Origin of the sequence: Streptomyces sp. NPDC086989 (genome assembly GCF_044745505.1) — a bacterium.
Taxonomy (GTDB): domain Bacteria; phylum Actinomycetota; class Actinomycetes; order Streptomycetales; family Streptomycetaceae; genus Streptomyces.
Genome location: NZ_JBIVAL010000004.1, coordinates 562,909 through 582,506, shown reverse-complemented (window position 1 = coordinate 582,506; position 19,598 = coordinate 562,909). Strand labels below are relative to the sequence as shown.

The window sequence follows — 19,598 nt, the reverse complement described above, 5'->3', positions numbered from 1 at the left end:
CACGTCGAACCAGGGCGCGGACCCTGAGTGAGGACATACCTGCCACCATGCGTGCCGACCGCGTCTTCGCGTACGGCGCCACGGCGGGCCTGATCGGCGACCGGATCCTCGGTGATCCGCGCCGAGGGCACCCCGTGGCCGCCTTCGGACGAGCCGCCGCCGCCGTCGAACGCGCCCTGTGGCGCGACGACCGCGCCCGGGGCCTCGTCCACACCCTCGTGTGCGCCGGGGGCGCGGCCGCCGTCGGCGCGCTGGGCGCCCGCGCCGTGCGCTCCCGGCCCGCGGCCGCCCGTATCGCCCTGACCGCGGCGGCCACCTGGGCCGTCGTCGGCGGAACCTCGCTGGGCCGGGAGGCCCGCGCCATCGGCGGCGCGCTCGCCGCCGGGGACGCCGAGGTGGCCCGGGAGCGGCTGCCGCACCTGTGCGGGCGCGATCCGCAGGCCCTGGACGAGCAGCAGATGGCCCGCGCCGTCGTGGAGTCGGTCGCCGAGAACACCTCCGACGCCGTCGTCGGGGCCCTGGTGTGGGGCGCCGTCGCCGGGGTACCCGGACTGCTGGCGTTCCGCGCCGTGAACACCCTCGACGCGATGGTGGGCCACAGGTCGCCGCGCTACCTGCGCTACGGCTGGGCCTCCGCACGGCTCGACGACCTCGCGGGCTGGCCGGGCGCCCGGCTGACGGCACTGGCCGCCGTACTGGCCGGCCCCGACCGGCGGGGAGCCGTACGGGCCTGGCGCGCGGACGCCGCGAAGCACCCGAGCCCGAACGCCGGGCCCGTGGAGGCCTCGTTCGCCGGGGCGCTCGGTGTACGGCTGGGGGGCACCCTGGCGTACGGGGGCCGGGTCGAGCACCGGGCCGTGCTGAACGGCGACGCGGGGCGGCCGGTGGAGGTGGCGGACATCGAACGTGCGGTACGGCTGTCACGGCAGGTGACGTGGCTGGCCCTGGGGGCGTGTGTGGCACTGCGCTGTGCGGTGACCCGTGGAACTGGGAGGGGACGCCGGTGAGCGGCGGCAAGCTGGGCGGGGGACTCCTCGTCGCCGGCACGACCTCGGACGCCGGCAAGAGCGTGGTCACGGCGGGCATCTGCCGCTGGCTGGCCCGGCAGGGCGTGAAGGTGGCGCCGTTCAAGGCGCAGAACATGTCGCTGAACTCGTTCGTGACGCGCGAGGGCGCCGAGATCGGACGGGCGCAGGCGATGCAGGCCCAGGCGGCGTGCGTGGAGCCGACGGCGCTGATGAACCCCGTGCTGCTCAAGCCCGGCGGCGACCGCAGCAGCCAGGTGGTGCTGCTGGGCAGGCCGGTGGGCGAGATGAGTGCGCGCGGCTACCACGGGGGCAGGCAGGAACAGCTCCTCGGCGTCGTCACGGACTGCCTGGAGCAGCTGCGGGGCACGTATGACGCCGTGATCTGCGAGGGGGCCGGCAGTCCGGCCGAGATCAACCTGCGCCGGACCGACATCGTGAACATGGGCATCGCGCGGGCCGCGCGGTTCCCGGTCGTCGTGGTCGGGGACATCGACCGGGGCGGGGTGTTCGCGTCCTTCTTCGGGACGACGGCGCTGCTGTCCCCCGAGGACCAGTCCCTGATCGCCGGCTACATGGTGAACAAGTTCCGCGGCGACGTGTCGCTGCTGGAGCCGGGGATGGAGATGCTGCGTTCCCTCACCGGGCGGGCGACGTACGGCGTGCTCCCCTTCCGGCACGGGCTGGGCATCGACGAGGAGGACGGGCTCCGGGTCTCCCTGCGGGGCGCGGTGCGCGAGTCGGTCGTGGCCCCGCCGGTCGGCGAGGACGTGCTGCGGGTCGCGGTGTGCGCGGTGCCGCTGATGTCGAACTTCACGGACGTCGACGCGCTGGCCGCGGAGCCGGGCGTGGTGGTGCGCTTCGTGGACCGGGCCGACGAACTGGCCGACGCGGACCTGGTCGTCGTACCGGGTACGCGCGGCACGGTGAAGGCGCTGGAGTGGCTGCGGGAGCGCGGGCTGGCCGATGCGCTGCTGCGGCGGGCCGCGGAGGGCCGCCCGGTGCTGGGCATCTGCGGCGGCTTCCAGGCGCTCGGCGAGCACATCGAGGACGAGGTCGAGTCGAAGGCCGGCTCGGTGACGGGGCTCGGGCTGCTGCCGGTGCGCGTGCGGTTCGCGGTGGAGAAGACCCTGGCTCGGCCGGAGGGCACGGCGCTGGGCGAGCCGGTGACCGGCTACGAGATCCACCACGGGGTGGCCGAGGTCCTGGGCGGCGAGCCGTTCCTGGACGGCTGCCGGGTCGGGTCGGTGTGGGGCACCCACTGGCACGGCTCGCTGGAGTCGGACGGCTTCCGCCGGGCGTTCCTGCGGGAGGTCGCGGCTGCCGCCGGGCGCCGCTTCGTCCCGGCACCCGACACGTCGTTCTCCGCGCTGCGGGAGCAACAGCTGGACCTGCTCGGCGACCTGATCGAGGAGCACGCCGACACGCGCGCACTGCTGGGTCTGATCGAGGGCGGCGCCCCCGCGGGCCTGCCCTTCCTCCCCCCGGGCGCGCCGTGACGGGCCGGCCCCGCCTCCGCGCGGCGGCCGCCCCCGGCCGTACCGCACGCACGCCGGGCCGCAGCGCCCGCAGCCGTGCCCGTACCCGTATCCCTACCCGTGCACCCGAAGGAGGGGCCACCGCATGAGCACGCCCTACCCGTTCACCGCCGTGGTCGGCCAGACCGACCTGCGCCTGGCGCTGCTGCTCAACGCCGTGAGTCCCGCGGTCGGCGGCGTGCTCGTGCGCGGCGAGAAGGGGACCGCCAAGTCCACCGCCGTGCGTGCCCTGTCGGCGCTGCTGCCGCAGGTGGACGTCGTACCCGGCTGCCGGTTCTCCTGCGCGCCCGGCGCCCCGGATCCGGCCTGCCCCGACGGCCCGCACGAGCCCGGCCCCGGTTCCGCACGGCCCGCGCGCATGGTGGAGCTGCCCGTCGGCGCATCCGAGGACCGCCTCGTCGGTGCCCTCGACATCGAACGGGCCCTGGCGGAGGGCGTGAAGGCCTTCGAGCCCGGCCTGCTGGCCGACGCCCACCGCGGGATCCTGTACGTCGACGAGGTCAACCTGCTCCACGACCACCTCATCGACCTGCTGCTCGACGCCGCCGCAATGGGCGCCTCCTACGTGGAGCGCGAGGGCGTCTCCGTCCGGCACGCGGCCCGGTTCCTGCTCGTCGGCACCATGAATCCCGAAGAGGGCGAACTGCGGCCGCAGCTGCTCGACCGGTTCGGGCTGACCGTGGAGGTCGCCGCCTCCCGGGAGCCCGCGCAGCGCGTCGAGGTGGTACGCCGCAGGCTCGCGTACGAGGACGATCCCGCGGGCTTCGCGGGCCGCTGGGCCGGGGACGAGCAGGAGGTGCGCGCCCGGGTCGTGGCCGCCCGCGCCCTGCTCCCCCAGGTGGTGCTGGGTGACACCGCGCTGCTGCAGATCGCCGCCGCCTGCGCCGGGTTCGAGGTCGACGGCATGCGCGCCGACATCGTGATGGCCCGGACCGCGACGGCTCTGGCCGCCTGGGCCGGACGCACCTCCGTACGCAAGGAGGACGTCCGCCAGGCCGCCCTGCTGGCGCTCCCCCACCGGCGCCGGCGCAACCCCTTCGACGCGCCCGGCCTCGACGAGGACAAGCTCGACGAGATCCTGGACCGCTTCCCCGACGAGGAGCCGGACGACGAGCCCGACCCCGGGCCCGGGGGTCCCGAAGACGGCCCCGAAGACGACGGCCCCGACGGCGGGGGCGGCGGGGTCCCGCCGCAGAGCGGACCCGAGGCACCCGAAGCGCCGCGGTCCCCTGAGGCCCCCGGAGCGCAGGACGACCCGGCCCCCTCGGCCCCGGACGCACCGGAGGCCCCGGAGCGGCAGCCCGCCTCCCAGGACGGGGCGGCGCCCGAGCAGGCCGCCGTACGGGCCGCCGAGCCGTTCCGGACCAAGGTGCTCAGCGTGCCGGGCCTCGGCGAGGGCGCGTCCGGGCGTCGTTCGCGCGCCCGGACCGCGCACGGCCGGACCACCGGCTCCCAGCGCCCCCGCGGCCAGCTGACGAAACTGCACCTCGCGGCGACCGTCCAGGCCGCCGCCCCGCACCAGAGGGCGCGCGGGCGGGCCGGGCGCGGTCTGGTGATCCGCAAGGACGACCTGCGCCAGGCCACCCGGGAGGGCCGCGAGGGCAACCTGGTCCTGTTCGTGGTCGACGCGTCCGGCTCGATGGCCGCCCGGCAGCGCATGAGCGCGGTCAAGGGCGCGGTGCTCTCGCTGCTGCTGGACGCCTACCAGCGCCGTGACAAGGTCGGCCTGATCACCTTCCGGGGCGCGGCCGCCGAGCTGGCGCTGCCGCCCACCTCCTCGGTGGACGCGGCCGCGGCCCGGCTTGAGCAGCTGCCGACGGGCGGGCGCACCCCGCTCGCCGCCGGCCTGCTCAAGGCCCACGAGGTGCTGCGGATCGAGCGGCTGCGCGATCCCAGCCGCCGTCCGCTGCTCGTGGTCGTCACCGACGGGCGGGCGACCTCCGCCGGTTCGGCCTCCGCGGCCGGTTCCGCCGGCGGCCGGGCGGACGGCTCGCCGCGCGAGCTGGCCGGGCGCAGCGCCCGGCTGCTCCAGGCGCAGGGCGTCGCGTCCGTGGTCGTGGACTGCGAGTCGGGGCCGGTCCGGCTGGGGCTGGCCGGCGTACTGGCCGCTGACCTCGGCGGGCCCGCCGTCACGCTGGACGGGCTGCGGGCCGATTCGCTGGCCGGGCTCGTGAAGAACGTACGTACCGCAGGAACTTCCCCGTCTCACCACACCGCCAGGAGGGCCGCGTAATGCCGCAGGGACAGCCGACCGTCGTTCCGGACGACGGACTCACGACGCGCCAGCGCCGCAACCGCCCGCTCGTCTTCGTCCACACCGGCCCGGGCAAGGGCAAGTCGACGGCGGCCTTCGGGCTGGCGCTGCGCGCCTGGAACCAGGGCTGGCCGATCGGGGTGTTCCAGTTCGTCAAGTCGGCGAAGTGGAAGGTCGGCGAGGAGAACGCGCTCAAGGTGCTCGGCGCCTCCGGCGAGGGCGGCTCCGTCGTCTGGCACAAGATGGGCGAGGGCTGGTCCTGGGTCCAGCGGGACGCGCAGCTCGACAACGAGCAGGCGGCCAAGGAGGGCTGGGAGCAGGTCAAGCGCGACCTGGCCGCCGAGACGCACAAGCTGTACGTCCTCGACGAGTTCGCGTACCCGATGCACTGGGGCTGGATCGACGTCGACGAGGTCATCGAGGTGCTCCGCAACCGTCCCGGTACCCAGCACGTGGTGATCACCGGACGCAACGCCCCCGAGAAGCTGGTGGAGTTCGCGGACCTGGTGACCGAGATGACCAAGGTCAAGCATCCGATGGACGCCGGCCAGAAGGGCCAGAAGGGCATCGAGTGGTGAGGTCGCAGCACGTTCCGCGCCTGGTCGTCGCCGCGCCGTCCTCCGGCAGCGGCAAGACCACGGTCGCGACGGGCCTGATGGCGGCCTTCTCGGAGCGCGGCCTCGCCGTGTCCCCGCACAAGGCCGGGCCCGACTACATCGACCCGGGCTACCACGCGCTGGCCACGGGCCGGCCGGGGCGCAACCTGGACGCGTTCATGTGCGGGCCGGAGCTGGTGGCCCCGCTGTTCGCGCACGGGGCCGCCGGGTGTGACCTGGCGGTCGTCGAGGGCGTGATGGGCCTCTACGACGGGGCCGCGGGGCGGGGTGAGCTGGCGTCGACGGCGCAGGTCGCGAAGTTGCTGCGGGCGCCGGTGGTGCTGGTGGTCGACGCCTCCTCGCAGTCGCGGTCGGTGGCGGCGCTGGTGCACGGGTTCGCGTCGTTCGACCCGCAGGTGCGCCTGGGCGGCGTGATCCTGAACAAGGTGGGCTCCGACCGGCACGAGGCGATGCTGCGGGAGGCGCTGGAGGAGGCCGGGATGCCGGTCCTCGGTGTGCTCCGGCGGGCTCCGCAGGTGGCTGCGCCCTCGCGGCACCTGGGACTGGTCCCGGTGGCCGAGCGGCGGTCGGACGCGCTGTCCTCCGTCGCCGCGCTGGCGGAGCAGGTCCGGGCGGGCTGCGACCTGGACGCCCTGATGGCCCTGGCCCGAACGGCACCGCCGCTGGACTGCGAGGCGTGGTCTGCGGAGGGTCCCGGGACGCCGGACGGGCCGGGGCAGGGCACCGGCGCCGGCGCCCCCGCGGTCGTGGGCGGAGCCACCGGCGGACGGCCGGTGGTCGCGGTCGCCGGCGGGGCCGCGTTCACGTTCTCCTACGCCGAGCACGCGGAGCTGCTCACCGCGGCCGGGGCGGAGGTCGTCACCTTCGACCCCCTGCGGGACGAGGCGCTGCCCGACGGCACCGCCGGCCTGGTGATCGGCGGCGGATTCCCGGAGGTGTACGCGCCCGAACTGTCCGCCAACGAACCGCTGCGGGCGGCCGTGGCCGCCTTCGCCGCGGCCGGCGGCCCGGTCGCCGCCGAGTGCGCCGGGCTGCTGTACCTCGCGCGGTCGCTGGACGGGAAGCCCATGTGCGGGGTCCTGGACGCCGACGCGCGGATGTCGGAGCGCCTGACCCTGGGCTACCGCGAGGCCGTCGCGGTGTCCGACAGCGCCCTCGCCGCCACCGGTACCCGGCTGCGCGGCCACGAGTTCCACCGCACGGTGATCGAGCCCGGCGCCAGCGCCGCCCCGGCCTGGGGGTTCACGCACCCCGAACGCCGCGTCGAGGGCTTCGTACAGCGGGGTGTGCACGCCAGCTACCTGCACACGCACTGGGCGGCGGAGCCCTCCGTGGCCCGGCGTTTCGCGCAAGCGGCGGCAGCGCACCGGTGACATCAGTCCGCGAGGCCCACCACCAGCCAGATCCCGGCCACCCCGCCCACCGTGCACATCAGCGTGGACAGGGCGGGGTGCTTGTGGTGCGCCTCGGGCAGGATCTCGGCGGCCGCGAGGTACAGCAGGGCGCCGCCGAAGAAGCCGAGGTACGCCCCGAGAGGTTCCTCCGGAAGGGTGAACAGCGCGGTGGACGCCGCGCCCAGCACGGGGGCCACCGCGTCCGCGAAGAGCATCATCAACGCCTTGCGGCGGGCGTTGCCGTACAGCCGGGTGAGCGTGTACGTGTTGAACCCGTCGGCGAAGTCGTGCGTGATGACGGCCAGCGACACGGCCACGCCCATCCCGCCGCCGACCTGGAAGGCCGCGCCCAGGGCGACGCCGTCGGCGAAGCTGTGGCCGACCATCGCCGCAGCGGCCGTCAGCCCGACCTCGGGGACGCGGCCGCCGTTCTCGGCGCCGTGCGCGGCCTGTCGTACCGCCAGCAGGCGTTCCACGACGTGCGCGACGAGGAACCCGGCCACGAAGAGCAGCAGGGCGAGCGGAACGCCGAACACCTCACGGCCGGCCGCGCGCAGCGACTCCGGCAGCAGGTCGAGGCCCACGACGCCGAGCATCATCCCGCCGGCCAGGCCCAGCACGAGGTGGCGGCGGTCGGTGACGCGCTGCGCCGTCCATCCGCCCGCCAGGGTCATCAGGAACGCGCCCAACGCCACGATCACGGCCATGTGCCCCTGAATACCGACTCCTCGCCTCGTGTGCACGTGCGCGCGCGGGCGGCGGGTCACGAACCATTGACGACTACGGAGGGGGCATGAACCCGGTGGGCGAGTACGCGACGCAGCTGGTGGTCGGGGTCGGCGGACGCGCGGGGGTGTCCGTGGCGGAGGTCTGCGCCCTGGTCGAGGAGACGCTGCGGGGGGCCGGGCTGGCCGCGGGGTCGGTGAAGGCGCTGGCCACGGTGGAGTCGAAGGCCCGCGAGGCGGGGATCGCGGGTGCGGCGGAACGTTTCGGCGTGCCGCTGCTGAGCTATCCCGCCGAGGAGCTGGCGGGCGTCCGCGTTCCGCACCCCTCCGATGCGGTGCGCGACGCCACCGGGACCTCCTCGGTGGCGGAGGCCGCGGCGCTCGCGGGCGGCGGGGAGCTGCTCGTCCCGAAGCGGCGCTCGGTGGCGGCGACCTGTGCCGTGGCCACCGCGCAGGCGCACGACCTGCGCCACCACGGGGACGCGGAGGTGCGCGGCGACGGCGGCGCGCTGGTCGACCTCGCGGTGAACGTACGGGCGCACACCCCGCCCGAGTGGCTCAGGCAGCGCATCGCGGCTTCGCTCGACGGTCTTTCCGCATATCCCGACGGGCGGGCCGCCCGCGCGGCGGTGGCGGCTCGGCACGGGCTGCCCGCCGAGCGGGTGCTGTTGACGTCCGGGGCCGCGGAGGCGTTCGTGCTGATCGCGCGGGCCCTGGGCGCGCAGCACCCGGTGGTCGTGCACCCGCAGTTCACGGAGCCGGAGGCCGCCCTGCGCGACGCGGGGCGCACGGTGGAGCGGGTGGTGCTGCGGGCGGCGGACGGGTTCCGGCTGGATCCGGCGGCGGTGCCGGAGGAAGCGGACCTGGTGGTGGTGGGCAACCCGACCAACCCGACGTCCGTCCTGCACCCGGCGCAGGCGCTGGCCGCGCTGGCCCGGCCGGGCCGCCTCCTGGTCGTGGACGAGGCGTTCATGGACGCGGTGCCGGGCGAGCGGGAGGCGCTGGCCGGGCGGACGGACCTGCCGGGTCTGGTGGTGCTGCGCAGCCTGACCAAGACGTGGGGCCTCGCGGGGCTGCGGATCGGCTACGTGCTGGCCGAGCCCGAGGTGATCGCGAAGTTGGCGGCGGCGCAGCCGCTGTGGCCGGTGTCGACGCCGGCGCTGGTGGCGGCGGAGGCCTGTGTGACCCCGGCGGCGCTGGCGGAGGCGGAGGCCGCGGCCCGGCAGATCGCGGTGGACCGGGAGCACCTGCTGGCGGGACTCGCGGAGTTCGAGGAGATCTCGGTGTCGGGGGTGGCGGCGGGGCCGTTCGTCCTGATCCGGGTGGAGGGCGCCGCGGAGGTCCGCACGCGGCTGCGCGCGCTCGGTTTCGCGGTCCGCCGCGGGGACACCTTCCCGGGCCTGGACGACTCCTGGCTCCGCCTGGCGGTCCGGGACCGGGCGACGACGGGGCGTCTGCTCCAGGCCCTCGACCACGCGCTGGCGCTGACCGCACGCTGACCTCCTGCGGCCCGCGACGCCGGCGGAGATCCGGAGGCCCAGGCTCCGTTGGCGGGGCGGGCCGGGGTAGGCGATGATCACGGCAACAGCGGGGAACCGGGGGGTCGGGAGTGAACACGAAGGTGAAGACGGGCCTGGCGGCGGTCGCGGTGGCGGCCGTCGCCGGCGGGATCCTGGCCCTGCCGAGCCTGCTCGACCACGGCAAGGACGCCGGCGAGCAACGGCTCGGGGCCGAGCCCGGCCGGGGCAGGGCGAGCGCGGGCCGGGCGAGTCCGACGACGCCCGCCGGCGCCAAGCCGTTCACGCTGGTGGCGACCGGCGACATCATCCCGTACCCGTCGATCGTCCAGCGGGCGGCGGACGACGCGCAGGGCAGCGGCCAGAGCCACGACTTCCGCAAGATATTCGCGGGGGTCAAGCCCCTGGTGGCCGCCGCCGACCTGGCGATATGCCACCACGAGATACCGTACGGCCGGCCCGGCGGCCCCTACACCGGATATCCCGCGTTCAAGGCCCCGCACCAGCTGGCCGACGCCCTGAAGGACGCCGGGTACGACAGCTGCTCGACGGGATCGAACCACACCCTGGACGACGGTTACGACGGCCTCGTCCGCACCCTGGAGCACCTGGACCGGGTCGGCATCAAGCACGTCGGCTCGGCCCGCAGCGCCGAGGAGGCCAAGGCCCCGGCGGTGCTCTCGGCCGGCGGGGCCAAGGTCGCCCAGCTGGACTACACGTACGGGACGAACGGCGTCCCGGTCCCGGCCGGCAAGCCCTGGTCCGTGAACCTGCTGGACCAGAACCGGATCATCGCCGACGCCCGCGCGGCCCGGGCGGCAGGAGCGAACGTCGTCGTCCTCAGCGTCCACTGGGGCACCGAGTGGCAGACGGCCCCGGACAAGCAGCAGCTCGAACTGGCCCAGGCGCTCACGGCCTCGCGCGGCCCGGACGGGCTCCCCGACATCGACCTGATCCTGGGCACGCACAACCACGTGCCGCAGCCCTACGAGAAGATCAACGGAACCTGGGTCGTGTTCGGCATGGGCGACCAGGTCGCCAGCTTCTACGAGGCCGACAAGGCGCGCGGCAACATGTCCTCGATCCCGCGCTTCACGTTCGCCCCGGCGGCCGCCCACCCCGGCCGCTGGGAGGTGACCAAGGCCGAGTACCTCACGCAGTACTCGGACATGGACCCGCCGTTCCGCGTCGTCTGCACCTCCTGCGCCCCCTCCGACGCGGGGCTCGGCGCCGCCAGGCAGTCCGCGTACTCCGCCGTCGACAAGCAGGTCAGCGCCGCGGTGCTGTCGCGCGGGGCCGACAAGCAGGGGCTGGTGCACGCCACCCGCTGACCCGCGGGCCCGTCAGGAGGTGCGGCCGCGCCGGGTCACGACGAGGGCGGTCACGCCGATGCCGAGCAGGACCAGCGCACCTCCGGCGACGTACGGGGCCGGCGAACCGCCGCCGGTCTCGGCCAGGTTGGCGTCGGTGGTGATCCCGGCCCCGGTCCCCGAGGCCGCGCTCTGCGGCTTGACGTCGGGCCGGTCCGCCGGCTGCGGGGCCGGCCCGGCCGGGGTTTCGCAGTGCGCCTCGGCGAGCACGACCTCGCCGTCGACCTGCGCCACGTTCAGGTCCAGCGGGTTCACGGACACCTTCAGCCGCAGTGCGGCCGCGGCGGCCGTGGTGGAGGTGGTGGAGGTGCCGGAGAGCTCCAGGCCGACCGAGCCGACCTTGGGGACCTCGATCCTGGTCGGGCCGCCGGCCGAGAGGGTGACCTTCTTGCCGAGGACGGTCACCGCGCCCAGCACGTTCGCGTTGGCCACGGGCTTCCTGCCGACCTCGCACAGGGCCTTGGACGTGACCTTCTCCACCTGGATCAGGGAGAGCAGCGGCAGCCCCGGCACGTGCACCTCGGCGTTGGCCAGGTTGGCCTCCGCCTCGGCGCGGTTCTTGTCCGCGGTGGCCTTGGAGGTGGCCACGTCGGCGCGCAGCACGCTCACCGGCTGCCCGCCCTCGACCCCGTCGAGGGTCACGGAGAGGGCGGTCTTCTGGGCCGTCGCGGGCGCGCTGACCTCGTTGAGGGTGGTCTTCAGCGGCACGTCGACGGTCTTGTTGAGCAGGCCCACGTCCAGTCCGGCGCGCAGGACGACCGCACCGGCCGTGCCCTCGCCGCCGCCGGCCGAGCCGGCGCCCGTGGTGGCGACGGCGGGCGGGGCGGTGAGCAGGGCGACCGCTCCCGTCGCGAGCAGGACGGCTGCGGGCATGCGGAAGGTGTTGCTGTTCAAGGTGGTGGAACCCCCGGGGAGATGGGAGCCGCCGCGCCGCCAATGGGGGACATCGCGCGCCGACGGCCTCTGACCCTGGGAATTTTTACGCACGGAGAGTGAACGGGCCGCGACCCCCGGTGAGTTCACCCCAATGGGTGGTTTCCGTGCATGTATTCGATGCACTGTGCATCACAGGGAACGGGAGTTCTTTTCCGCCACAGAGCGGAAGGGAATACGCCGACGCCAGTGACCCGGGCGGCCGTTCACAACGACCGCCCGGGCACCGGCGTCACGCGGGGCGTCAACAGAGCACCAACCCGGCGCTCAGGCGCGGACCTTGCCGTCCACGACCACGCGCCGCGGCTGCGCCAGCGCCCGGACGTCGGCCCGCGGGTCGGCGTCGTAGACCACCAGGTCCGCCGGCGCCCCCTCGGTCAGGCCCGGTCTGCCGAGCCACTCGCGTGCCGCCCACGTCGTCGCCGAGAGGGCCTCCAGGGCCGGGATCCCGGCGCGCACCAACTCCGCGACCTCCGCCGCGACCAGGCCGTGCGGCAGCGAACCCCCGGCGTCGGTGCCGACGTACACTCCGATGCCCGCGTCGTAGGCGGCCCGTACGGTGTCGTACCGGCGCTCGTGCAACCGCCTCATGTGCGCCGACCAGCGCGGGAACTTCGCCTCGCCGCCCGCCGCCATCTTCGGGAACGTCGCGATGTTCACGAGCGTCGGGACGATCGCCACCCCGCGCTCCGCGAACAGCGGGATGGTGTCCTCCGTGAGCCCGGTGGCGTGCTCGATGCAGTCGATGCCCGCCTCGACCAGGTCGCGCAGCGAGTCCTCCGCGAAACAGTGCGCGGTGACCCGGGCGCCGAGCCGGTGCGCCTCGGCGATGGCCGCCTCGACCTGCGCCCGCGGCCAGCAGGGAGCCAGGTCCCCGACCTCGCGGTCGATCCAGTCCCCCACCAGCTTCACCCAGCCGTCGCCGCGCCGCGCCTCGCGGCCCACGTACGCGACGAGGTCGGACGGCTCGATCTCGTGGGCGAAGTTGCGGATGTAGCGGCGTGGCCGGGCGATGTGCCGGCCGGCCCGGATGATCTTCGGAAGGTCCTCGCGGTCGTCGATCCAGCGGGTGTCGGAGGGGGATCCGGCATCGCGGATGAGCAGGGTGCCGGCGTCCCGGTCGGTCAGGGCCTGGCGTTCCGCGGTCTCCGCGTCGACCGGGCCGTGGGCGTCCAGGCCCACGTGGCAGTGCGCGTCGACCAGCCCGGGCAGCACCCAGCCGGCCACGGTGGTGATCTCGTGGGCCCCGCGCGGGCGTTCGTACGAGATCCGGCCGCCGACCACCCAGAGTTCGTCGCGCGCGTCGTCGGGTCCGACGAGCACACGCCCCTTCACATGCAGCACGTCATCGGTCATGTCCCGCACTGTACGTGCGGCCTCGGTACGCTCGTACGGGTAGACCCCGGGACGACCCCGGACGCAGCGGACGAAGAGAGAGCACCACCGTGACCCACCCCCTCCTGGACCTTCCGCCGCTCACCGCGGAACGCTTCGCGTCGATCGAGCAGGGGGTCGCGGACCTCCTCTCCACCCGCCAGGACGTGGTGATCACCCAGGGCGAGGCGCTGCTGCCCCTGGAGGGCTGCATCCGCTCGGGTGCCCGCCCCGGTTCGACGGCACTGAACGTCGTGACCGGCCCGTACGGGACCACCTTCGGCAACTGGCTGCGCGACGCCGGGGCCCGGGTGGTGGACCTGGCGGTGCCGTTCGACACGGCGGTGACCGCTGAGCAGGTGGCCGAGGCCCTGTCCGCGCACCCGGAGATCGACTTCGTCTCGCTGGTGCACGCGGAGGCGGCGACCGGAAACACCAACCCGGTCGCGGAGATCGGCGAGGCCGTACGGGCCCACGGCGCGCTGTTCATGCTGGACGCGGTGGCGTCGGTGGGCGCGGAGGCGCTGCTGCCGGACGCGTGGGGCGTGGACCTGTGCGTGATCGGCGCCCAGAAGGCGATGGGCGGCCCGGCGGGGGTCTCGGCGGTCTCGGTCTCGGAGCGGGCGTGGGCCCGGTTCGCGGACAACCCGGCCGCGCCGCGCCGCTCGTACCTCTCCCTCCTGGACTGGAAGGAACGCTGGATCGACGCGGGCCGCACGGCGCTCCCGCACGCCCCGGCGCAGCTGGAGATGCTGGCGCTGGAAGCCTGCATGGACCGGATCGCGGCCGAGGGCCTGACCGCGGTGACGGCCCGTCACGCGGCCGCCGCGGCGGCGACCCGGGCGGGCGCGGTGGCCCTGGGTATCGCCCCGTACGTCGGCCGGGATGCGGAGGCGGCCCCGGTGGCCACCACGCTGCGGGTGCCGGAGGCCTCGCTGGTGGTGGCCAAGGCCCTGGCCGCCGCCCCGGCGGCGCCGCTCGCGGCGGGCGGCGGCGCGCTGGCGCGGGAGATGGTCCGGGTCAACCACTACGGCCAGGCCGCGACGCTGCAGTCGGTCCTGGGCTCGCTGACGGCCCTGTCGGCCGCCCTCCCGTCGGCCCCGGACCCGGCGCCGGCCCTGTCGGCGGCCGAATCCGCCTGGACGGAAGCCCTCCACTAGCCCGCCACCGGCACGGGGCCAGCTGGCGGGGCCGGCGGAGCCCCGGATCCCGGCGGGGGCCGGGGCCTACGGGAGTTCCGGCGACGGGGCCTGGGGATTCCCGGGGGGCCTGGGGATCCGACCGACGGTGCCCCAGATCCCGGGGCGGTGCCGGCCGGCGGGGCCGACGGAGCCCGGAGCCGGGGGGCGGGGCCTGAGATCCTGCCGACGGCTCCGGATCCCGGGCACGGGCCGCCCGGCGGGGCCAGCGGAGCCCCGGATCCCGGCGGGGGCCGGGGCCCTCGGGAGTTCCGGCGACGGGGCCTGGGGAATTCCGGGGGCGGGACCTGGGGATCCGACCGACGGGGCCCCAGATCCCGGGGCGGTGCCGGCCGACGGAGCCGGGGGGCGGGGCCTGAGATCCGGCCGGCGGGGCTCCGGATCCCGGACACAGGCCCCGTCGGCGGAGCCGACGGAGCCCCGGATCCCCGGGGGAGGCGGGGGCCTACAGGAAGTCCCGGCGACGGGCCTGGGCATCCCGGGGGCGAAGCCTGGAGATCCGGCCGACGGGGCCCCGGCCCCGGCGGCAGCCCTGTCGGCAGCCGAATCCGCCCCGCCGCAAGGCCTCCACCAGGCCGCTTCCGGGCGCGGGGCCGCCCGGCAGGGCTGACGGAGCCCCGGATCCCGGGGGCGGGGCCTGCGGGAGCCGCGGACGAGGCCTGCGGGAGCCGCGGACGAGGCCTGGGGATCCAATCGACGGGGTCCCGGATCGCGGGGCGGGGCCTGCGGGAGCCGGGGGCGGGGCTGGCGGGATCCCGGGGCGGGTCAGGCCTGGGGGGTCGGGCAGGCGCCGGCGGGGTCGCAGGCGTCGGCCGCCGCGGGCTCCGCGACCTCGCGGCCCTGCCACGCCTGCTCCAGCGCCCGAGTGAACACCTCGGCGGGCTGCCCGCCGGAGATCCCGTAGCGGCGGTCCAGCACGAAGAACGGCACGGCGTTGGCGCCGAGCTCCGCCGCCTCGCGCTCGTCCGCCCGCACCTCGGCGGCGTACGCCGAGTCGTCCGCGAGGACGGCGCGCGCCTCCGCCTCGTCCAGCCCGGCCTCCACCGCGAGCGCGACGAGGACTTCGGCGTCGAAGACGGACCGCTCCTCGGCGAAGTTCGCCCGGTAGGCGAGGTCGAGCAGCTCCTCCTGGCGGCCGCGGGCGGCCGCCAGGTGCAGCAGGCGGTGGATGTCGAAGGTGTTTCCGTGGTCACGGCCGTCGGTGCGGTAGGTCAGCCCCTCGGCGCGGGCGCTCGCGGCGACGTGCTCCTCCATGCCGCGCGCCTCGTCCAGGGTCCGGCCGTACTTCTCGGCCAGCATCTCCAGGACCGGCGCCGTCGTGCCCTTGGGGCTGTTCGGGTCGAGCTCGAAGGACCGGAAGACGACCTCCACCTCGTCGCGGTGCGCGAACTCGGCCAGCCCCTTCGTGAAACGGGCCTTGCCGATGTAGCACCAGGGGCAGGCGATGTCGCTCCAGATCTCGACGCGCATGATCCTTCTTCTCTCCTTGTTTCCGGGACGTGGTTCCGGGCCGGGTTTCCGGGACGGGACGGTTTCGCCTTCAACCACCGGCCGGAGCGTCTCATTCCCCGAGGCTGAGCCAGAGCGTGAGGTGGGAGCCGGAGCGGAGGGGGCCCGACGGGGCCGGGCGCCAGCCCTGGCGGGCGTAGAAGGCCTGGGCCCGCAGGTTGTGTTCGTAGACCTCCAGGCGGACCCTGCCCACACCGGCGCGCCGCCAGGCGTCGACGCAGGCGGCGTGCAGGGCTGCGCCGGTGCCGCGGCGCCAGTGGACCGGGTCGACGTGCAGCTGGGTGAGGGTGGTCTCGCCGTCCACTGTGCGGAAGGCCGCCACGCCCATCAGCTCCCCGTCCTGCTCCGCGCACAGCACGCCGCCGTCGGTCGTGGCCCGGGCGACGGCCCGGGACCAGCCCTCACGGGCGGCATGGGCCTGTCCGGGGACGCGGCCGCGGTAGTACGTGGACCGGGCCCGGGCGTGGAGGGCCGCTATGGCGTCGAGGTCTGCGGGTTGCGCGGGCCTGATCATGGACAGGGAAACGCGCCGGGAACCGTGTGGGTTCCCGGCGCGTCATGCCGCGATCGGCACGGCTACTTCTTCAGCCACGCCGCCATCATCTTCTGGGCGATGGGAGCGGCGAGCTTGCCGCCGCCGATCTCGGAGCGGTCGGTGTCGGAGTTCTCGATCACCACGGCAACCGCGATCTGCTTGCCGCCCGCCTTGCCGTACGAGGTGAACCAGGCCAGCGGCGGCAGGCTGTTGTTCACGCCGCGCTGCGCGGTACCGGTCTTGCCGCCCACCTCGGCGCCCGCCACCTGCGCGGGCTTGCCGCCGCCCTCGGTCGCGACCGTCCGCATGGCGTCCTGGAGCATCGAGGCGGTCTTGGCCTCCATGACCTGCTCGGACTTCGGGTTCTTGAAGCTCTCCAGCACGTTGCCGTTCGCGTCGGTGACCTCGGACACCGAGTGCGGGGCGACGAGCTTGCCGCCGTTCTCGATCGCGGCGGTCACCATCGCCATCTGGAGCGGGGTGGCCTGCACGTCGAACTGGCCGATACCCGTCTGCGCGACCTGGTCGACCGACATCTTCTTCGTCGGGTACTTGCTCGCGGGGCGGGCGGTGACGGGCGTCGCCGTCTCCGTGTTGAAGCCGAGCTTCTCGGCCATCGCCCGCATCTTGTCCTGGCCGAGCTTGTGCGCGAGCTCCGCGAACACGTTGTTGCAGGACAGCCTCAGGGCGGTGCGCGGCGAGGCGTTGTTGCAGGCCGCGGACCCCGCCTCGCTGGGCAGCAGGGTCCGGGTGCCGGGGATGGTGTACGGGTCCGGGGTGCCGGTCGGTGTGTCCAGGTTGGTGACCAGGCCGTTCTCGATGGCCGCTGCCAGGGTGACCAGCTTGAAGGTGGAGCCGGGCGCCTGCGGCTTGCGCAGGGCCACGTTCTCCATGGCCTTCCCGTTGTCCTGGATCAGCTTCGCCCAGGCGTCCTTGTCGTTGGCACCCGTGATGGTGCCAGGATCGAAGGAGGGGTTGTTCACGATGGCGAGGATCTCGCCGGTCGCCGGGTCGATGGCGACGGCGGAGCCCTGCTTGCCCTGGAGCGCGTCGTACGCGGCCTTCTGCACGCCCTTGTCGATGGTCGTCAGCACGTCACCCGGCGAGGCCCGCTTGTTGGTGAGCATGTCCATCACGGTCTTGAGCCGGTCGTCGGACCCGTTGAGGATCTTCTTGTAGACGCCTTCCAGCATGCTCGTGCCGAAGGCCTGGGAGCTGTAGCCGGTGATCGGCGCGTAGAGCGGACCGTCGACGTACGTGCGCTTGTAGCCGAAGTCCTTTCCGTCCGTCTTCTGCGAGCCGGTGATCGCCTCCCCGCCCACGATGATGTTGCCCAGCGGGTTCTCGTACTGCCCGATGAGGTTCCGCCGGTTGTTCTCGTTGTCTGCGAGCGCCTGGCCTTGGTAGGCCTGCACCCAGGTGACCCGCACCAGAAGGGCAAGCACCAGGAGCAGACAGAAGACCGACGCACGCCTGATCGTCTTGTTCATCCCCCACAAGGACGTACCAGGGCTCCCGTACGTTCCGCTCTGCCCCGATTGTGGCGGGGTTCTCAGCCTTTCTTCATGAAGCCGCCCTCGTACGCCGCGATCACGGCCTGGGTGCGGTCGCGCGAGCCGGTCTTGGACAGGACCGCGGCGACGTGCGATTTGACCGTCTGGGGACCGACGCCGAGGCGCTCGCTGATCTCGTGGTTGGACAGTCCGGTGGCCATCAGGCGCAGTACGTCGGCCTCCCGGTCGGTGAGCCGTGCCACCCAGGCGGCGGGACCCGTGGCACCGGGCGCGTGGGACGCGGCGAGGGAGCGGACGGCCGCCGGGAAGAGGAGGCAGTCGCCGCGGGCGACGAGGCGGACCGCGCCGATCAGCTCGTCGGGGTCGGCGCGCTTCAGGAGGAACCCGGCGGCGCCCGCGCGCAGCGCGTCGTAGACGTACGCGTCGTTCTCGAAGGTGGTCACGACCACGATCCGGGGCGGCTCGGCCATGCCGGCGATGATCTGCTCGGTGGCCCGGATGCCGTCGATCTCGGGCATCCTGACGTCCATCAGCACGACGTCGGGGGCCAGGGAGCGGACCAGCGGGACGGCCTCGGAACCGGAGGCCGCCTCACCGACGACCTCCAGGTCGGGTTCGGCTTCGAGGATGACCCGCAGGGCGGTACGGACCATGCGCTCGTCGTCGGCGAGCACGATGCGCAGCGGCGGCCGTCCCGCGGCGGTCATCGGGACCCTCCGCCGAGCGGGAGGACGGCCCGCAGCCGCCACAGCCCCCGGTGCGGGCCGGCTTCGACGTGCCCGCCGAGCAGGGTGGCCCGCTCGGCGGCGCCCTGCAGCCCGCGGCCCCCGGTGGTGCGGGGTTCGTGCCCGTCGGCGGGGCCCGGTGGACGGGTCGGTGGATTGGTCATGGTGATCTCCAGTTCGCGGTCGGTCCTGCCGGTGCCGTCCCTCTCGTCCCGTACGGCGATCCACAGCTCGACGGGACCCTTTCCGTGGCGCAGGGCGTTGCTCAGGCCCTCCTGGACGATCCGGTACGCCTCGCGGGAGGCGATCGCCGGGAGCCGGGCCCAGTTCCCGGCCGGTCCGGGTTCCTGGTGGGCGGTGACGGCGGTCCCGGCGGCCCGGGTGCGGGCCAGCAGTCCGTCGAGGTCGGCGGCGAGGGTCGGGGCCGGCGCCGCGTCGGGACGGGCCGGGTCGCCGTCCCGCAGCAGGCCCAGGACGGCGTCGAGCTCGCCCACCGTCCTGCGGGTGGTGTCCTCGATCGCCGCGAGCGCCTCCCGTACGAACGCGGGGTCGCTGTCGAGCACCCGCCGGGCGGCGACCGCCTGGAGGGTGACGGCGCTCAGGGCGTGCCCGACCGCGTCGTGCAGCTCCCGGGCCAGCCGGTTGCGCACGGCCAGGTCGGCGGCCCGCTCCTCGGCCGCGGCCAGCCGGTCCGCCCCGGTCGGCCCGAGCAGGACGGGTGCCGTCCGGGCCAGCAGCGCCCCGGCCCCGGCGGCGCACAGGACGAGCCCTCCCAGCAGCCCGGTCCCGAGCAGCGGGGCGAGGTACGGCGCCGCGCCGGCATTGAACCAGCCCAGCCCCAGGGGCGTCTCCCGCAGCCTGCTCACGAACGGCAGCACGATCAGCACCACCGCCATGGGCGGGACCGCGAGGCTCATCCCGCTGATCGCCGCGCCGACCCCGAGATGCAGGGTCCACCAGGCCGAGGTCCGCCCCCGGGCCGCCCAGGACCGGGCCGGGCCCTCGGCCAGCCGCTCTCCCGGAATCCCGCACAGGGCCCGTACCGCGCCCGCCGACATCGGCCGGACCAGCCCGAACACGCCCGTCACGGCGGCCAATGGCAGGGCCAGCCCGTACGAGGCGAGGGTCAGCGGGGTGGAGCCGAAGACGTTGCCCCGGCCGGACCAGACGCCGACCACCACCTCGGCGAGGAGGAAGTACGGCATCAGCAGGGCCCCGCCGAGGATCAGGTGCACCCAGCGCAGCCCGGCCCGCGCCCACGGCACCCGGCCCGACCGGGCCCCCGTACCCGTACGCGTCGCCATGCCCCTGCCCCCCGGCATCCCGCGGCCCTTCACCGTGACCGCCGCCCCCGCTGTGTCCCCACCCC

At 74.9% G+C, this 19,598-nt stretch carries 16 protein-coding genes; 8 read left to right on the top strand and 8 right to left on the bottom strand.

The window, feature by feature from the left end; all coding sequences use genetic code 11:
- Positions 1–47: 47 nt before the first annotated feature.
- The 5 genes from ACIPK4_RS12515 (at position 48) to ACIPK4_RS12495 (ending at position 6,807) form a co-directional block, all read left to right on the top strand.
- Positions 48–1,007 (top strand): cobalamin biosynthesis protein, encoded by a 960-nt coding sequence (locus ACIPK4_RS12515; RefSeq protein ID WP_376192096.1) that lies wholly within the window; start codon positions 48–50, stop codon positions 1,005–1,007.
- 11 nt (positions 1,008–1,018) lie between these two features.
- Complete coding sequence (locus tag ACIPK4_RS12510; RefSeq protein ID WP_402311817.1) at positions 1,019–2,524, top strand: cobyric acid synthase; 1,506 nt, start codon at positions 1,019–1,021, stop codon at positions 2,522–2,524.
- Positions 2,525–2,648: 124 nt separating this feature from the next.
- A complete protein-coding gene (locus tag ACIPK4_RS12505) occupies positions 2,649–4,796 on the top strand; it encodes a putative cobaltochelatase (RefSeq protein WP_402311661.1) in 2,148 nt (715 codons plus the stop codon).
- Complete coding sequence (cobO, locus tag ACIPK4_RS12500; protein ID WP_054222705.1) at positions 4,796–5,395, top strand: cob(I)yrinic acid a,c-diamide adenosyltransferase; 600 nt, start codon at positions 4,796–4,798, stop codon at positions 5,393–5,395. Before ACIPK4_RS12505 ends, cobO begins: the two co-directional genes overlap by 1 nt.
- Complete coding sequence (locus tag ACIPK4_RS12495; protein ID WP_402311658.1) at positions 5,389–6,807, top strand: cobyrinate a,c-diamide synthase; 1,419 nt, start codon at positions 5,389–5,391, stop codon at positions 6,805–6,807. Before cobO ends, ACIPK4_RS12495 begins: the two co-directional genes overlap by 7 nt.
- A gap of 2 nt (positions 6,808–6,809) precedes the next feature.
- On the opposite strand, the gene ACIPK4_RS12490 is transcribed toward ACIPK4_RS12495, so the two are convergent.
- The gene (locus ACIPK4_RS12490; RefSeq protein WP_054222707.1) at positions 6,810–7,535 is read right to left on the bottom strand and encodes a ZIP family metal transporter; all 726 of its coding nucleotides are present in this window, start codon (positions 7,533–7,535) and stop codon (positions 6,810–6,812) included.
- Between the two features lie 86 nt (positions 7,536–7,621).
- On the opposite strand from ACIPK4_RS12490, the gene cobC reads away from it, so the two are divergent.
- Both cobC and ACIPK4_RS12480 read left to right on the top strand, forming a co-directional pair.
- On the top strand, positions 7,622–9,052 hold the full coding sequence (gene cobC, locus ACIPK4_RS12485) for an Rv2231c family pyridoxal phosphate-dependent protein CobC (protein ID WP_402311654.1): 1,431 nt from the start codon (positions 7,622–7,624) through the stop codon (positions 9,050–9,052).
- A 110-nt stretch (positions 9,053–9,162) separates the two neighbouring features.
- A complete protein-coding gene (locus ACIPK4_RS12480) occupies positions 9,163–10,401 on the top strand; it encodes a CapA family protein (RefSeq protein ID WP_402311651.1) in 1,239 nt (412 codons plus the stop codon).
- A 12-nt stretch (positions 10,402–10,413) separates the two neighbouring features.
- Here the strand turns inward: ACIPK4_RS12480 and ACIPK4_RS12475 are convergent, their stop codons facing one another.
- The gene (locus ACIPK4_RS12475; protein WP_402311649.1) at positions 10,414–11,334 is read right to left on the bottom strand and encodes an SCO1860 family LAETG-anchored protein; all 921 of its coding nucleotides are present in this window, start codon (positions 11,332–11,334) and stop codon (positions 10,414–10,416) included.
- A 306-nt stretch (positions 11,335–11,640) separates the two neighbouring features.
- Positions 11,641–12,729, bottom strand: a complete 1,089-nt coding sequence (locus ACIPK4_RS12470; protein WP_402311648.1) for an amidohydrolase family protein — start codon at positions 12,727–12,729, stop codon at positions 11,641–11,643.
- Between the two features lie 89 nt (positions 12,730–12,818).
- Between ACIPK4_RS12470 and ACIPK4_RS12465 the strand changes: the two genes are divergently transcribed.
- Positions 12,819–13,907: a pyridoxal-phosphate-dependent aminotransferase family protein gene (locus ACIPK4_RS12465; protein WP_402311645.1), complete on the top strand. Its 1,089-nt coding sequence runs from the start codon at positions 12,819–12,821 to the stop codon at positions 13,905–13,907.
- A gap of 804 nt (positions 13,908–14,711) precedes the next feature.
- Here the strand turns inward: ACIPK4_RS12465 and ACIPK4_RS12460 are convergent.
- From ACIPK4_RS12460 to ACIPK4_RS12440, 5 genes are all read right to left on the bottom strand, one after another.
- Positions 14,712–15,416 (bottom strand): DsbA family oxidoreductase, encoded by a 705-nt coding sequence (locus ACIPK4_RS12460; RefSeq protein WP_402311642.1) that lies wholly within the window; start codon positions 15,414–15,416, stop codon positions 14,712–14,714.
- Between the two features lie 91 nt (positions 15,417–15,507).
- Positions 15,508–15,969, bottom strand: coding sequence for a GNAT family N-acetyltransferase (locus tag ACIPK4_RS12455; protein ID WP_402311639.1), 462 nt, complete (start codon positions 15,967–15,969; stop codon positions 15,508–15,510).
- A gap of 62 nt (positions 15,970–16,031) precedes the next feature.
- Positions 16,032–17,480 carry a peptidoglycan D,D-transpeptidase FtsI family protein gene (locus ACIPK4_RS12450; RefSeq protein ID WP_402311636.1) on the bottom strand — a complete coding sequence of 483 codons (1,449 nt, stop codon included), beginning with the start codon at positions 17,478–17,480 and terminating at the stop codon, positions 16,032–16,034.
- A gap of 62 nt (positions 17,481–17,542) precedes the next feature.
- A complete protein-coding gene (locus ACIPK4_RS12445; protein ID WP_054222714.1) occupies positions 17,543–18,211 on the bottom strand; it encodes a response regulator transcription factor in 669 nt (222 codons plus the stop codon).
- Positions 18,208–19,533 (bottom strand): sensor histidine kinase, encoded by a 1,326-nt coding sequence (locus ACIPK4_RS12440; RefSeq protein ID WP_402311633.1) that lies wholly within the window; start codon positions 19,531–19,533, stop codon positions 18,208–18,210. The genes ACIPK4_RS12445 and ACIPK4_RS12440 overlap by 4 nt, the downstream gene beginning before the upstream one ends.
- Positions 19,534–19,598 lie beyond the last annotated feature (65 nt).